This is a genomic window from Bacteroidota bacterium (genome assembly GCA_039111535.1).
In the GTDB taxonomy this organism is placed as follows: domain Bacteria; phylum Bacteroidota; class Rhodothermia; order Rhodothermales; family JAHQVL01; genus JBCCIM01.
In genome coordinates this window covers 1-15,758 of record JBCCIM010000029.1, presented here as the reverse complement: position 1 = coordinate 15,758, position 15,758 = coordinate 1, and the positions used below count along the sequence as shown (strand labels likewise).

Here is a 15,758-nt window from a genome sequence, read left to right as displayed (position 1 = left end):
ATCAGATTGGTTAGAGAGACACATTGAGGCCCAACTGGAACGTGCGACCGGCAGCTGGCTCGAAGAAGCGTCCGCCAAAGGCATTCACCACAACCGATCCGCTGTAGGTTTCATCTGAGACATTGCTAATGCGAAAGAAAGGCCGCATGGTTGCCGATGATGCTTTGATGCCTTCATGTCCAATGGTAAGGTCAAGGACAGCATAAGCATCGTTTAATTCACTGTTTCCATCGTTTGCGTAAAACGAGGCTACGTGTTCAAAGACAGGTTGGATCCAGAAGCCGCCGCCGCGGATGATGCCGCGGATGTGGGTACGGCTATCGGGGAGTCCGGGGAGTTTGTTGCCACGCAACTCACCGCTGCGAAAAGCAAAGCTGCCTGAGGTATGGGTGAATTGTAACATCATCCACTGCGCAGGATGCGTGGTAAGGGCGAGTTCTATGCCTTTATGCAGGTTACGCCCGCCGTTGCGATAAAAGGTTCGATCTCCGCCTTCTTCAGTTTGGAAAGGAATGAGGAGATCATTGACATTCATTGAGTAGACCGCGGCATCAAAGCGCGTTTGCCAGTTGCTCAGCCGGCCACGGATCCCCAGTTCAAATCCCTGTACGGTTTGTGGGTCAACTTCGGGGTTAAACCCGCCATCGAGGTCCGGGCGGTTTACCAGCTCCGTTGTGGTGGGCGTTTCAAATGAACTGCGGAAGTTGGCGTAAATATGTGCATTGCCGGTTTGGAGGGCGAGTCCAATCGCCGGACTCAAGGCAGAAAAGGTACGGTTGCCCGACTGGTCGCCATTGTCTAGCAAGCGGTCGTCCATCGAAAAGCGCACCTGGTCGTTGCGCAAGCCAGCGGTGACTTGTAGGGGGCCTACCAGTGTTGCATTGATGAAACCGTAGAAAGAAATATTGCGGACCGTTTCATCCTGAGCAATACTAACTTCTGTGCCCGGGTTGCCGTCCTCGTTGTTCAAATTTTGCCGGTCGTCGTCCTGAAAGTCTGCATCAACACCAATGCCCCAGGATAACGCTTCTGTGGTGTTTTGCAGCGCCAGACGCAGGCCATAGGCCGCCCGGTTCAGGTCGATATACGTGAACGATAGCGGGTTGTCGAGGTCGCGGATGAGGGTGTACGCTGTTGCGGACAACTGGCCAATGCTAACTTGCTGGTTAAGGGTTGCACCGGCCTGAAACTGAAGGCTCTGCTTGGCTGCCAATGTGGATACGTTGCGTGCATTTGCGAGGCGCGGGTTTTCATCCAGTTGCTCGCGGGTGAGGGAGCCGGGGTTTTCTGCATCCTGATAGGCAACGGCAGAGGTCAGGGTTAGCACTGCGCGGTTGTTGATCGGCAGGTTGCCATGCAGGGCCGCGCGGGTAAACCGGTTGTTGCTGTATTCTCTGTATCCGTCGCGTCGGTCATCGCTTACATAGAAGTTGAACCGGTTTTTGCCCAGTTGCAGCCGTGATTCGAGGTTGAACTGCTGTAAGCCATCGCTGCCGCCCATGGCGCGCACGCGAACGCCCGGTAGCTGGCTGGTGCCGGCGGAAGAGAGGTAGAGCACGCCGCCGCTGCCGTTGCCCCAAAACAATGAAGAAGGACCACGAATCAACTCGGCTTTCTGGATCATGGAAGGCGAGGCAATGTCTGCTACAGCCTGGCCGTCGGGCATGGTTAGCGGAATGCCATCAAGGAGAATCTGAACCCCACGAACGCCAAAGGCAGCGCGCCAGCCCATTCCGCGAATGGAGATGCGCTCGCCGAGGGTTGCATTGCCGCGGTCACTCACAAAAAGGCCGGGCAATTCGCTGAGCACTTCGTCAAGGGAGAGTCCGGGTTCGAGTTCGCGACGCAACGGTGCGCGTGACATAGTGGTTACGGCCAGGGGGACGTTTTGGCTTGTTAATGCGTTCGCACGCGTCGCTTCAACTTCGATGGGGGGGAGTTCAACCGTTGTGGTGTCTTGGGCAAACAAAACCTGGTCAAACAACGCTGTGGGGGCAAACGCGATGCATGCCAATGCAACCACGCGATACACAAATCCTCGCATGAACTAAAGGGTCAGAAAATTGGGGAATCAGGAAGTGCTGAATATAACTACCAGCCAATCCTTTTGCTTGCCGGCCGTGGTTTCTCGGGTTTACGGTTCGGATCTTTTCTGAGGGGGAAGAGCTTTCTTCGCTGCCGCGCCGGCTTTTCTTCGGCTTCTTCGCGGTAGTCATCTTCATCAAAAGCAACAACATCGAGTGGGGCGTCCAGGTCAACAGTAACAGGGCCGGCTTCATAGGCCTCGTAGGTATTGTCTGTTGGATAGGCATCAATGCTGGGGTTGTACGAATCTTCGTTGTCGAAGAAAAAGTCGGAAGCACCTTCAATGGCGTCACCCGTAGCGGAGAGCATCCGGCTTACGAGGCCACCCTGGTCGATTTCGACGTCGGTGTAATAGTACGCCAGGATTTCGTCGTAGAGGTTACCTTTCTTCGAAAGTTGCAGTGCACCCCATTGGTTAAGGCCAACACCGTGACCAAAACCTTTTCCAGAGAAAATGTACATGTTGGGTTGCACGTTCACTTCGAACAAGGTGCTTTTCAGTGTTTCGCGACCAAACCATTCATTGACGAGGAGTCGGAATTTATTGCTCCTTAGCTCCTCCATGCGGTCGTTTTCACCCGTGACGGCCATCGTGCTGACGCGCCCATCTCTGCTTCTGTTCAGGATGCGAATCCCGTTGGCGGTAAAGCGGAATTCATCGCTCAAGAGCCGCAGAAGACGATCTCGCGAAACGGTTGATTCCCAGTTGTGGTGGGGAGAGTTGAAGTCATAGGGATCGTCTTTGCCGCGCAAATAGGGTTGTATTTTCGATGAATCCCATACATCTTCGTTATTGGCAGTATGGCCACCGCTCGAGGCAAAATAGACGGCTTCAGCGAGTTCGCCATTAAAGCGAATCACTTCGCCTTCGGTTGCTGCAACAGCTTCTCTGACAGTTTCGGTTATCGCGTGTGTGCCTTTGTATACCTGCCACATTTCGTTGTCGGGCACAGCATATTCGGGTCCATGCTGGTTTTGCAGGGTACGGTAAGCGATGGTGCGAATGCTTACGGCCATGGCTTTGGCTGCTTCGAGTTCATTAAACCCGAATTCGCTGGCGAGGACGCTTTCCACGTAGGCATGAAGTGGAACCATGTTAATGATTTTTAACGTAGAGGGCGTTGCGGGATCTACCTGGATCAGGAAAGCCCCCTTGTAGCTGCGCGGACTGATGACGGCACGCGCTTCTGCGACTTCAACGGTGAGTTCTTCGCCGGCTTGCTGCTCAATAATCAAAGACCGGGCATAAATCCCGCCATCAGCAGACCGCAGGTATACCTGGTTGTTGCTTGTAGTCAGGGTCAGCTTTTGCCGGTTACCCAACTGCGCAATTGGATTGGTTGGGTCGCCTGAGTAAAGGTTGGCTGTCGCAGAGCTGCTGACAATGATCGTGCGGGGGGAGATGTCACGCAGCAAGCGTACCTGAACGGGCTCGTTGTCTTGCTGATATGCAGAGACCTGGGAGGGCAGCAGAAAACTAAAAAGCAAAAGGAAAAGATAGAAACGATCTGTTGGGGCAGAACGAAGCATGGTATCTGAGGTAAGTCTTTATTTCTTTTGGACGTAAGATAAATAATTCTAAAGTGAAATGCCGCTTTTTTTGGCGTTTTGTATCCTTTTGGTTTGTGATTTCGTGATCTCGTGTTTTTGTGATCTCGTGTTTTTGTGATTTCGTGTTTTTGTGATTTCGTACTTCCGGATAATGACCCGACAACCCAAAAATCCGACAACCCGATAACCCGATAACCCAAAAATCCGACAACCCGACAACACGAAAACCCGACAACCCAAAAACCCGACAACCCAAAAATCCGACAACCGTGATCACGAATGAAGCATCATTCAGGAATGTGCCGCTTTATCTTACTTCTTCAGATCCACCATCAGGCGTTCTTTCAACAACTTGGAGCGCTCACGGCTGGCGATTACTTCGTGGGTACCGGAGAGGATCAACTTGTACCGCCCACTGAACCAGGGAATCATTTCCTGGATGTGGTCAATCTGCACAATTGCTGAGCGGTGGATACGCATAAAGGCATCCGGGTGCAAATGTTCTTCGAGCTGCTCCAGGGTGTAATTGACGATGTGCTGCCGAATGCGTTGTTTCGGGCTTTCCTGCGCATCACTCAGGATACACAGCCGGGTAATGCCTTCGTTGATTTCTGCTGAGACAAGGCGGTGCACGGGCACAACGAGGATGCGGTCGCGGTAGGGGATCGAGATCTGACGCATGTAGTTTTTGTCGTCTTTCTCGGCCGCCGGCGCTGTAGCTACTTCGTGGTTGTCGAGCCAGTCGAGCAGCTTGTTGAGGCGCTCGTCGCGCGGCAAAGTGTCATCAGATGTTGCACTTCGCAGCTGCTCTGCGCGGGCTACAGATTCTGCAAGCCGTTTTTTCTCGATCGGTTTGAGGAGGTAGTCTACGGCGTTGGCTTCAAAAGCCTTGAGGGCGTAATTGTCATACGCCGTAGTAAAGATCACCACGGGTTGCTGACCAGCAGGAAGCTTTTTGAGGACCTCAAATCCATCGAGTTCAGGCATGCGGATGTCGAGGAAAAGCAGGTCCACATCGTGTTTTTCGAGGAGCTCCAGTGTCTCTATACCATCACAGGCCTCTGCAACGACTTCAATGCGTTTCTCGTCGATCAGGGGTTTCAGCATGCGGCGCAAGCGTTTACGCGCGGGGGGCTCATCGTCTGCAATTAACGTCTTCAGCATAACAATCCGTTTTGATCAAGCAATCGGTTGGTTCACTCGGGGTAGAGTGCCGAGGGTTCGTCTTCTTTGTGTACGCGTTCCGGAAGTATGAGTTTTACTTCCGTGCCTTCATTCGGAAGGCTCGTCATCCGAAAAAGATCTACCCGGCCATACAATTTTTCCAGCCGCATGGCGATGTTGCGTAGGCCGATGCCATAAAAGCTGGTGTCAGATTCGTTTTCAAAAAGGTTCGGGATGCCGACGCCGGAATCCCAGATTCCTACTTCCACTTCGTTTTCGTCGTTCAACTGGCAGCTGATTTTGAGTACACCTTTGCCGCGCTTCTTCTCCAGGCCGTGTTTGATGGAGTTTTCGACAACCGTCTGTACCACAAATGCCGGTACCGGGTGATGCCGCAGCGCCGGATCGAGGAATTCTTCCACAGACAACCGGTCGCCAAACCGCGCCTTCTCGATGCTCAGGTAATGGTTGACCAGCTTGAGTTCTTCTTCGAGCGAGATAAACGAGCGGCTACTGGTTTTTAGCGTGTGACGGAAAATGGCAGACAGGTTTTGAACCGTCTCTTCAGCATCTTCGGGACGCTCTTCAATCAGCGAAATAATGGTATTGAGTGCATTAAAAAGGAAATGGGGGTTGATTTGGGCGCGCAATGCTTTAAGCTCTGCTTCCGCGCTCATCCGAATCAGCATTTTCTCCCGTTCAACAAGGAGCAAGCGCTCAATGGCAAGGGCCAACTGCCCACTCAGGCCACGGAGTAAGTCGACGTCTTCTATGTTATAGATTGCGCGCCGGCGCTTCTTGTTGCCCATAACAATGAGCCCCTCCATGTTCTCCTCGACCATAATCGGCACGGCCAGCGCTACTTTCCGTGCTTTCAGGGTGTCGTAGGTTAGTGCGGATATGTCACTCTCGTTTAATTCCTGGGTAACTGACCACAACTGTCCTTTATGCTCAAGGTCTGGCCAAATCTGGGAGGCAATGCGCTCTGTGAAATAGGGTGGCTCGGGGTGGAAGGCACCGGAAAACCAGGTTGAGGCGCTGTCGGTAGGGCGGATGAACACCAGCACAGATCGCGCGCCATACGCCTCGCCTAAAACCGTTGCCGTTTGCTGCGCGAGCTCAGAAATTCCGAGAATGCTGCCCATTTGCTCTTGCAGCCGTGAGAGTCGGGTGCGGAGTGTCTGGCGGTCGGTGGCAAAGAAACGGTTGGCATAAATCCGCAGCCGGCGCGCGACCCGCTCAAACACAAAGAGCAGGAAGACAACAAAAGAGGCAGCAAGTAGCTTCTGGGAGACGTAAAACCCGGTAACGTAGCGCTGCAGTAACTCAAGTCCGCCTATAAACGTGAAGAAAATCAGCCCCAAAACTGTCAGGTAAGCGAGCGCTCGGCTGAGCACCTGGTCCATTTTACCCTGCCGCAACGTGGCCAACGAAACGAGGATTACCGGAGCAAGTGAAAGCAACTGTGCGGAGACAATCAGCCAGCCGGCCGTTTTGTCGGGCACCGGACCAAAAATGGGCAGCACACCAAGCACAAGCAGCGCCATCAATAGCGATACAACAAGCGTGATTGCGCTCCCTGTTCTGCTCCACCCACCCAGACGCTCCTCAGCTTCTTCCGGGTTGATCACGTAAAGCGTAAAGATCAACGCCGCAGCTGTGGCAACGTAGCAGCAGGCGTAAAAGAGGATGGGGGCAATCAGGCTGTTGAGCGAAAACGGACCAATACTACCACGTACAGCTGAGACCGTTGTGGCTGCCACAAGCACAAGCGTGGGCAGGTAGATGAGGTAGTGGGCTTTGCCGAGCCGGCCGGCGCCGATGAGCCGTGTATCACCCAACACCTTCCGGAGCACCAGCGGGGGGAAGGCAATCCAGCCGGCGATGCTGAAAAACGTAAGCGACTGGAAGATGTCATCAACAAAAGAACCGGTGGTGCCGGGTGGACCTATAATCTCAACAATAAGCAGCCGCGCCCAGTTGCCAAAAATCCAGATCGACGACGCGATGATGAGCATCAGCGAAAAGCGTGCTCGTGGCGCTGTACGCGGACGCAAAGCAACCGGCACCACAATCAGCAAACCAAGCAAGTGGAAAAACGCAGCAAGCGTAAAAGCCCATACTGAAAACCGCCAAAGCGGCATGGAAAGGGGGTAAAGGAACGTTGGGTAGCGGGTAAAGCGGACATCAATTTCCGGGCTATCCCCTGTACCTCGAAGCAATACAAAGGAGTGCGTACTGCCAGGTTGTATGCCGTCGATGGCTTCGTGGAGCTGCTCTACATTGAAATACTGCTGCATGTCGAGCGAGAAAAAAACATCCCCTTCTTCAATGCCGGCCCGTGCACCCGGACCTTTGGGCAAAACATAGGTTGCCTCTATGGTGCCATCGTTTTCTTGCCAGTACACCCAGTCGAACCCGCGCTCAGAAACGCTGACGGTGGATAGCGGTACAAGCCGCGCAAACTCCACCCACTCGTAGATCACCTGGCCAATAGGGGCCAATACGAGAAATGGCAGCAGCAGGACTGCAATGGGCGCTATTTGGATAAAACGCTTAATGGATTGTCGAATGCCGATTGTCGAATGGATGTTGCAGGTCATCGCACCTGTCATCCTGAGCCCCGCGAAGGATCTCTTTCAGGTAGGCAATACCCTTTTATAAATCAAACAACTTTCAACCTTTAACCTTCAACTTTAAACAAGATCCTCTACCCCATACTACACTTCAATCCCCAAAGATAAGTAAATGCCCGATTTGAACCACCCGTTGATTATTGATACGCACGCGCACATTTACCATAACCGGATGCTGAACGACCAGGCAGCGATGATCCAGCGTGCAAAAGACGCGGGGGTTGGGATCATCGTGATGCCGGCCATCGATGTAGCCTCCATCCACGATGCATTGGCGTTGTGTGACGCCTACGACGGGTTGCATGCGATGTCTGCCATTCACCCGAGTGACACCAAAGACGCAACGGACGAAGACTTTGAAGCCGTAGCTGCTTTTTGTGATGATTCACGTGTAGTAGCCGTAGGGGAGAGCGGCCTCGACTACTACTGGGATCGAACGTTCGACGCGAAGCAGCAGGACTTCTTCCGCCGGCACATCCGCCTCGCTATCGAAAAGGACCTGCCGCTAATCCTGCACATGCGCGACAAGCAGGGCAAAGATGAAGTGCACCGCGACATGGTTAAAATCCTGAACGAAGAAAAAGCCGACAACCTCCGCGGCATTTTCCATTGCTTCGGTGGGCCGGCGTGGCTGATCGAGGAAGCTGCGAAGCTAAATTTCCTGCTCGGGATCGGCGGGACGTTGACGTTCAAAAACAGTGGTGTGGCGGATATTGTGAAGGACGTCCCGCTCACGCAGGTTGTGCTGGAGACAGATGCACCGTTTTTGGCCCCTGTGCCGCATCGGGGTAAAAGGAATGAGCCGGCGTACACGCGCCTGGTTGCAGAGAAGCTGGCGGAGGTAAAGGGAATGTCGGTTGAGGAGGTGGCTGCTGTGACGACGGCCAATGCGAAACAGTTGTTTGGGCTGGATGGGTAAGGGGGGAAGGCCGGTAAATGAACTGAAACTGCATCTGGGAGATCGGAGAACGGGTTTTTATTGCTACAGGGATTGGTTAGATTTCTTTCTCGTGGCCAAAAGCAGTCATTTCAGCGTTAAACCAGCTTCAAGGTATTACACGATTCTTTGCGGCCTTCCTCATTGCACACTCTGGAATTCATGATAAAAAAAATAGTAACGATACATCTTCTTGTTAGCGCGTTCATGTTTTTCTCATCTATGGTACACGCGCAAGTTGTAGATGGCAGTGTCGTCTTATCTAATCAGGCTCAAGTAGATGCGTTTAGTGGGACGGATATTACAGGTTCTCTTGAAATCAACGGTTCTGATATAGTTGATTTAGCGCCCCTTTCAACACTTGCTTCTGTAGGAGGGCGTCTGATTATAAGCGACAATGATTCATTAATGTCATTGGCTGGTTTAAACAATCTGACTGCAATAGGTGGTACTCTGATTGTGGAAAGTAATCCTTCTCTCGCTTCTCTTGATGGATTGGGAGGCTTAAGTACCTTGCGAGATCTAGAGTTAAGGGGAAATGTAGCACTGGCTTCACTTGATGGCTTGAGTAATCTGACTTCTATAGGTGGTGATCTGGAAATAACAGGAAATGCCTCTCTGACCACATTAGCTGGTTTGAATAGCCTTCTTTCTGTAGACGGAGATTTTGATGTGAACTTCAACACATCCCTCACTACACTGCAGGGGTTGGATGGTCTTACTTCCATAGCCGGCTATCTGAACATAAATGGTAGCCAGTCCCTGACCTCCCTGGAAGGATTGAACAGTCTTTCTTCCATAGGGGGAATTCTGGGTTTGCAGGATAATGATTCACTGGCCTCATTGATGGGCGCGAACAGTCTTTCTTTGATAGGCGGTCTCATCATAGGTCGCACTCCCATGAACTCTTTGTCTGGTTTGAACAACCTTACCTCCGTGGGAGGCGATATAGTGTTATGGAGCAACTTAAACTTAACCACGCTGGATGGCTTAAATAATGTTACTTTCGCAAGTGGCAATGTCAGTATTTCGGGAAATATCTCTCTTTCTACACTGACTGGTTTGCACGGCCTTGCTGCTGTGGGTGGCTATCTGATCATAGACCATAATGATTCCCTTACTACGCTGAGTGGTTTGAATGCGCTTGAGTCTGTGGATGATGTTGTGCAAATCAGCCACAATGCATCCCTTGCCACTCTCGATGGCTTGGAGGGTCTCACTACCATAGGTGATGACCTTTATATCGGCTTCAATGATTCTCTAACCACCCTGGATGGTTTGCGTAGTCTTACTTCCGTGGGGGGCAATCTGGATGTCGTCGGAAATACCTCCCTAACAACACTTGAAGGATTGGAAGGCCTTATAACCTTGCAATATCTAGTTGTATCAGGTAATCCCTCTCTGACTACACTGACTGGTTTGGACAACCTTGCTGCTGTGGGAAGATATCTGGACATAACAAGCAATCCTGCCCTTACCGCGCTGACTGGCTTGAACGGTCTTACTTCTGTAGGAGGCAATCTGGATATCGACGGAAATAACTCTCTGACTACGCTGACCGGATTGAACAGACTTGCTTCTGTTGAGGGCTATTTCGAAGTAAGAAAAAATGCATCGCTGTCCTCCACGGATGGTTTGGAAAGCCTGACTTCCATAGGCGAGGCTTTGATTCTAGAAAGCAACGTATCCTTAACTACACTGGAAGGCCTGGAAAACCTTTCGACGTTGAATGATTTGACTATTAGCTTTAATGACTCTCTTGCCTCGCTCGACGGCTTGAGCAGTCTTACAATCCTGAATGGCAGCCTGGGTGTAAGAAGCAATATGCTTCTTACCACATTGGATGGCTTGAGCAATCTGACTTCCGTAGGCGGAGAATTGTTTATCAGATATAATGATTCTCTTGCCACCCTGGATGGATTGAGCAATCTTACTTCTGTGGAAAATGGCCTGTATATCAACTACAATACAGCTCTAGATAGTTTTTGTGGCCTTCATTCTTTGCTAAGTTCTCAGGGGTTACAGGGGGAATATAGTGTAAGTAATAACCTGATTAATCCAACCCTTCAACAAGTTGTTGATGCCGGCTCTTGTTCGATGCCTACGACAACCGAAGATGAAATCAGTTCATACGAATACGAATTACTGCCGGCATATCCCAACCCTTTCCATTCGTTAACTACGATCATTTTCGATGTAAAAGAACCAGTATCTGTACGCTTAAGCGTCTATAATGCGGGAGGTCAACTCATTTCGACGCTCATAGACAAAATGATGCAGCCTGGTCGGCATAAAGCCGTTTTTGATGGGCGAAGCCTTTCTGCGGGCCTTTACTTCTATAAGATTCGAATGGGGCCTTATGAATCGACTAAAAAGATAATTCTCTTGTAGAAGGAAGAATCGGCTAAGACCGGTTAGCATACAACATGAGAATTGTGGCTCCACAAGAAAAAAACTCTTCGAAGAGTACTCAGGCTATTGGATCTTTCGGGATTACACTCCTTTATTTCGCTGTATTTACGGGCAATAGAAATTATATCGTATGCACTACCTAAACACGAAGTCAGTATCCACATAAATGTAAAACGGGTATTGTAAAGATACCCAGCCTACGATTTCGTTTTCGTTGGCTCACACGAAATCGGCCGGCTTTATCTTTGGTACAGGATTTGGTTATATTAATTCTGTTCGGCCTTATCACATCACATGATCTTGCTTGCTCATGCAAAACTTTTCAGCGTTTGAGAGAAAATATGCGAAGGCACGCGAGGAGTTGGAAAACAAGATGAACTGGCGTCCGAATTATATTTACCGCCTGACTGAAAAATTCTGGAAACAACTCAAGTTCAGGCCACCATACTACAAGTCGTTTGTGTCCGATTTTGCAGTTTTTACTTTGAGTTTTGTGCTTGCATTTTTGCTTTATGGGTGGGTTATTGCCCCATTGATCGGCGCTACATCAAGTATGACGATGAAACTACTGATGCTTGTTGGTGCAATTCTGATGGGTTTATGGGTTGCCCTCGCCACACGCTATACTGCGCAAAAACATAACCTGTCCAAGTGGCGTGATTTATAGGTTTGTAGCCGGCCGGCTGAATTGGTCCGGTCAGTGCGCCACAAAGTATACAATTCACTGATTTTGGCTATCAGGGCGGTTCGTTTTCAGGACTCAGCCTTGACCATTTTGTGCTAGTATTCGCTTCAGGCCAACCCTTGCTCACATCAAAAGGTATAATCAATCCCAATCCGCAGCGCCCTCGGGTTACCCGGCGTAAAATGCAACTCAGAAACGGGGAAGGCCTCATCAAACAAACGGGATTCAGTGTCAAATTGCGCTTCGTTCCAGTTGATGTTGAAGAGGTTTTCCAGCACAAGCGATAATTTTACATCGCCGAGTTTGTACGCGCCAAATAAGTTGAAGAGCGTATAACCGCTGGCTGTGACGCTGCCCGATTCATTTGCCGGCCGGTCGCCGATATGGATATACCGGAGGCTGCCTTCGAACCCGCCTGGATGTATTACGGTCAGTCCGCCTGTAGCGGTTAGCCGAGGGGCCAGCGGAATGGCATCCTCGCCAGCCGGCGCATCGATGAAGCGGCCGCGCGAAAGGTTGACATCGCTATCTCCTGATAACCATGAAGTGATGCCCAGGCGCGTTTCCAGGTCAATGCCGTAGCGCTGGCTACGGCCGCTAAGCTCGGTGAATCCGCCATCACCGACGTAGACATACTCGTTCTCAAGATCAAGCTTCCACGCAGCCACCGATACGCGCAGGTGGTCCGTCAGGCGGAATCGAATGCCAACCTCGCTTCCGATGGCTCTGGGCAGCGTACCAATGGAAGCCTGGGAGCGGGCAAGATGCTGCGCTGCCAAGGCTTCTTGTATTTGATTGTCGGTGAGCTCCTGCCGCTGATAGATGCGTACAAGGTCACGGACCCGATGCCCTTGCACAACGGCACGGGCATCGTTCGAATGAAAACCAGAACCAACGTTGGCAAACAGGTCCAGTGTGGCACTTGGGCTAAAAACCAGGTTGGCTTTGGGACTTAGAATGGCTTCCTGCGCGTATCCCGAGGCGTGGGGCAGTTCTGCCGGCTTCCCTTCCAGTCGGTCGTCTACATTGAATGTGAAATAATCACCGCGTAATCCGAGTTGGAGCCTGAGTCGGGTAGAAAAGACAACTTCTTCCTGCGCCCACAAAGACAAATTCCGTTCTGCAACGTCAGCGTTGACAAGGCCGGTCTGTCTGAGTCGGTTGGGACTTTTCCAAAGCGACACGATGGTGTCGTCCGCGCGAAATCCGCCGCCAAAGGTTGTGGTTGTGATAAACCTTCCAGTTGTTCTGGTGAACTGATACGTGCCATTGATACCTACCAGGTGCCGGTCATCGGTTTGCTCGATCATGTCGCCGTTGATCGGGTCTTCAAGGAAGTAGGTGAAATTGGAAAAGAGTTTGAAGTTGTAGCGTGTGGCGTAGCCTTGAATCCGAAATTTCTCGTTGCCTTTTTCAGCTGCGTAGGTCAGGTTGATGTCCTGCCGGCCTGTGGTGCCCCCTTCAAGGTCATCAATGCTACCGAAGCGATTGATTACCCCGCGTTCGACCGCGCGTACTGGAATCTGTCCTGAAGCATCCCATGCTGAGCTAAAACCACTGAAGCTCAGGGAGAGTTTGGCTTCTTCGCTGAGGTGGGTGTGGAATTTGCCAAACAAATTGAACCGCTGGAATTCCTGTGGGCTTGATACAGGTCCATCAGTATTGTAAAACTGCCCGCCAAAATAAGCGCCTTGATGCCCGGCCTCCGAAATCGGGATCTGGTAGAGGGCCGTCAGATTTGCGGTGTTGAACCGGCCCCCTTGCATGCGGATCAGGTTCTGATCCAGATGGTCTTTTGTTGAGAACGCAATCGCACCCGCTGTTGCCAGGTTGCCGAAGCGGGTATTATAGGGACCTTTAACCACTTCGATGTTTTCAACAACTTCAGGCATGAGAAAATGCAAGTCTGCATACCCCTGGCCATGGCCGTGTGATACCATGTTGACAGGTACGCCGTCTACCGAAATTGCGACATCCGTGCCGTGATCTGCATCGAACCCTCGTAGAAAGATTTGCTCTGCTTTGCCGCCCCCTGCATGCTGGGCCGTAACCAGGCCGGGCGTCAGTTGGAGCAGTTCCTGCGAGGCGTTTGCCGGACGCGTGATAAGATCGAAGGCACGAATTGTAGCAGAAGAAGCTGCTGAGTAGGGGCGATCTGCCTGCGCGAGGATTTCGCCGAGATGGATCGATGCGGCAGACAACGCTGTGTTGTAGAAGGTCGTAGAATCAGCCGCTATGAAAATCGACGCCTCGCTGGACTCGAATCCTATTCGGCGTATGACGAGCGTATGCCATCCAGCTGAAATCGAATCAAAGCTATAATCACCCGCACGATTTGTCGCAGCACCCTGAATGATATCGACCAATAATACGTTTGCTCCTTCAAGGGGGAGGTTTGTATCTGCATCTGTAACCGTGCCCGTTAAGGTGCCCGTTGTTTGGGCCTGCAGGAAGGATACTAAAAATAAGTTTGCCAGTATTGAAAGCAGTACAAGCGTTGATCTATACATGAGCATGCAAAAGTGAGTTTTAAATCCAACTGCATGCAATATGTGACGCCAAACTGCTCACGTGGAAGATCGAAACCTGCTCATTTTCTGCTCAACCAAAAATTTTGTGTTGTTTCAGTCAACCATATCCATATGGTTCCCTCTGGATTTGGGATTATTTCTGGAAGCATGGAAAATCGCATCACTCCTTGATCTGTATGATCCAGTTCACGCCAGCGCACCCCAGCCAGCCGGCATTTGCAAGTCCTGCGCGCCGACAAATGCGGCGAGGTCATGGAGCGTTTCGCGGAGTGCCTGGTCGAAGCGGGGTGTGCGCTTGAAGGTCTCTTCAAGGTAGATCGATTTGATTTCGAGCAGGGCTTTGTCGCGATGGAGTTTGGGGTCAAGCCGGCCCACGAGTTTGCCATCGTGCAGGATAGGGAGGACGTAGTACCCAAACTGCCGCTTCTTTTGCGGGACATAAATTTCGATGCGGTAGTGGAAATCGAGTAACGCTTCCGCCCGTTTTCTTTGCCAGAGGAAAGAGTCGAACGGACAAACCAGCGTGGTCCCTGTCGGATCATCTAGCGCGTTCAGCTGATCAACATGCTCTGGCAGCATAAAGCAGCGGTCTTTCCGGTCATCGATTTGAACCTCCACGATTCGGCCGGCCTTCAGGTTGCGATCAATGATTGCCCTGCGTTCGGGCGCTTTGAGTTTGGGCGCAGTGAAGTAATTCTCCAGATGTTTTTCGGTGGCAATGCCGTTTCCCTTGAGGCCGATGAAAAGCCAACTGTCATGGTACGCAGCGCGCGTAACAGTTTCTGTTTCAGGGAAGACCCGCTCCGAAAGATCGTAAATGCGTCGGAAGTACCTTCTTGTGGATACGGCCACTTTGCCGGCATGCCAGAGGAGTTGGAGAGAGCGCTTGTCTTCTTTATGCCCAGGCATTACGGGGGCGACTGCACCTAGCTGCTGCGCACGCTTGCGGTCTCCAACAGTTTTCTCGAAATGTGCACTCTCAAGCGGGCCTTCTGTCCGGAGCCGGCGCAATACGCGGCGCTTTGAGGCCGGCGACGTTTGTTGCTGTTTCCACCAACTCGAATTTAACCAGCTTTCGGGTGGAAATAACTTCATCCGCCGGCGTCCGAGTGGCAGGTGGGAGATGGGTAAAATGGACGCCTCATGGCCCCAGTACTCGTAAGCAATTTTGTCTTGATAAATCCATTGGTCAATGTCTGCTTTATCGTAGTTGCCAAACCGGCTCCAAAGGGTGAGGTAGTGCGCCCGTTCCACGACGTTGATGCTGTCGAGTTGCAGGGCGCCAACCTTTTCGAGAAATCCGCTCAGCACTGCCGGCGTCAGTTTTACGGAGCCGCGGGGTCTGTGCATGCTCTGGCAATGAAACCACAAGTTGACAGCAGTTTTGAGGTCTACCTTGACAATCGCTTTACTTTTCATGCGTATAAATTTGGGTGGGATCTCCTACAGATATTAACTTGACCGCTTATCGCAAGCAAAAGGCAGCTTACCGATACGGGGTGACACCATGTTGTCATTGCTGTGAGTTGATAATAGATCAACCTGGGAAATGTAGCAATCGCCATTGATGCCTTATGACCGAACGCGATTTTTCAAAACTAAAACGCCCGCGTTACCCGATGCCTGAATTTGTATTCGAGGCCTTGCATGCGCGCGGGCTGATGGATGCTTACAAAGCGCGGCCGTCCTATCAGCAAAACGATTATGTCGGGTGGATAACGCGCGCAAAAAGAGCGCAGACTGTGCAGAAGCGATTG

At 51.4% G+C, this 15,758-nt stretch carries 10 protein-coding genes; 4 read left to right on the top strand and 6 right to left on the bottom strand.

What is annotated here, in order from left to right; translation table 11 throughout:
- Positions 1–10 precede the first annotated feature (10 nt).
- The 4 genes from AAF564_06930 to AAF564_06915 form a co-directional block, all read right to left on the bottom strand.
- Positions 11–2,044 (bottom strand): TonB-dependent receptor, encoded by a 2,034-nt coding sequence (locus AAF564_06930; protein MEM8485265.1) that lies wholly within the window; start codon positions 2,042–2,044, stop codon positions 11–13.
- A 47-nt stretch (positions 2,045–2,091) separates the two neighbouring features.
- A complete protein-coding gene (locus AAF564_06925) occupies positions 2,092–3,615 on the bottom strand; it encodes a SpoIID/LytB domain-containing protein (GenBank protein ID MEM8485264.1) in 1,524 nt (507 codons plus the stop codon).
- Positions 3,616–3,948: 333 nt separating this feature from the next.
- Entirely contained in the window at positions 3,949–4,800 is an 852-nt protein-coding gene (locus AAF564_06920) for a response regulator transcription factor (GenBank protein ID MEM8485263.1), read from the bottom strand.
- Between the two features lie 32 nt (positions 4,801–4,832).
- The gene (locus tag AAF564_06915; GenBank protein MEM8485262.1) at positions 4,833–7,403 is read right to left on the bottom strand and encodes a histidine kinase; all 2,571 of its coding nucleotides are present in this window, start codon (positions 7,401–7,403) and stop codon (positions 4,833–4,835) included.
- Between the two features lie 145 nt (positions 7,404–7,548).
- Here AAF564_06915 and AAF564_06910 point away from each other — a divergent pair, with 145 nt between their 5' ends.
- The 3 genes from AAF564_06910 (at position 7,549) to AAF564_06900 (ending at position 11,452) form a co-directional block, all read left to right on the top strand.
- Entirely contained in the window at positions 7,549–8,355 is an 807-nt protein-coding gene (locus AAF564_06910) for a TatD family hydrolase (GenBank protein MEM8485261.1), read from the top strand.
- A 180-nt stretch (positions 8,356–8,535) separates the two neighbouring features.
- Positions 8,536–10,764, top strand: coding sequence for a T9SS type A sorting domain-containing protein (locus tag AAF564_06905; protein ID MEM8485260.1), 2,229 nt, complete (start codon positions 8,536–8,538; stop codon positions 10,762–10,764).
- Between the two features lie 331 nt (positions 10,765–11,095).
- Complete coding sequence (locus tag AAF564_06900) at positions 11,096–11,452, top strand: DUF6404 family protein (GenBank protein ID MEM8485259.1); 357 nt, start codon at positions 11,096–11,098, stop codon at positions 11,450–11,452.
- A 146-nt stretch (positions 11,453–11,598) separates the two neighbouring features.
- On the opposite strand, the gene AAF564_06895 is transcribed toward AAF564_06900, so the two are convergent.
- Positions 11,599–13,980, bottom strand: a complete 2,382-nt coding sequence (locus AAF564_06895) for a TonB-dependent receptor (protein ID MEM8485258.1) — start codon at positions 13,978–13,980, stop codon at positions 11,599–11,601.
- Between the two features lie 207 nt (positions 13,981–14,187).
- Positions 14,188–15,420 (bottom strand): crosslink repair DNA glycosylase YcaQ family protein, encoded by a 1,233-nt coding sequence (locus AAF564_06890; protein ID MEM8485257.1) that lies wholly within the window; start codon positions 15,418–15,420, stop codon positions 14,188–14,190.
- 155 nt (positions 15,421–15,575) lie between these two features.
- On the opposite strand from AAF564_06890, the gene AAF564_06885 reads away from it, so the two are divergent.
- Positions 15,576–15,758: YdeI/OmpD-associated family protein (locus AAF564_06885; GenBank protein ID MEM8485256.1), on the top strand; the 183-nt coding region annotated here is incomplete at its 3' end.

What these genes read in the sequence shown, in the direction of transcription:
- AAF564_06930 (MEM8485265.1), bottom strand. Translation starts at nt 2,044, where the DNA reads ATGCGAGGATTTGTGTATCGCGTGGTTGCATTGGCATGCATCGCGTTT.
- AAF564_06925 (MEM8485264.1), bottom strand. Translation starts at nt 3,615, where the DNA reads ATGCTTCGTTCTGCCCCAACAGATCGTTTCTATCTTTTCCTTTTGCTT.
- AAF564_06920 (MEM8485263.1), bottom strand. Translation starts at nt 4,800, where the DNA reads ATGCTGAAGACGTTAATTGCAGACGATGAGCCCCCCGCGCGTAAACGC.
- AAF564_06915 (MEM8485262.1), bottom strand. Translation starts at nt 7,403, where the DNA reads ATGACCTGCAACATCCATTCGACAATCGGCATTCGACAATCCATTAAG.
- AAF564_06910 (MEM8485261.1), top strand. Translation starts at nt 7,549, where the DNA reads ATGCCCGATTTGAACCACCCGTTGATTATTGATACGCACGCGCACATT.
- AAF564_06905 (MEM8485260.1), top strand. Translation starts at nt 8,536, where the DNA reads ATGATAAAAAAAATAGTAACGATACATCTTCTTGTTAGCGCGTTCATG.
- AAF564_06900 (MEM8485259.1), top strand. Translation starts at nt 11,096, where the DNA reads ATGCAAAACTTTTCAGCGTTTGAGAGAAAATATGCGAAGGCACGCGAG.
- AAF564_06895 (MEM8485258.1), bottom strand. Translation starts at nt 13,980, where the DNA reads ATGTATAGATCAACGCTTGTACTGCTTTCAATACTGGCAAACTTATTT.
- AAF564_06890 (MEM8485257.1), bottom strand. Translation starts at nt 15,420, where the DNA reads ATGAAAAGTAAAGCGATTGTCAAGGTAGACCTCAAAACTGCTGTCAAC.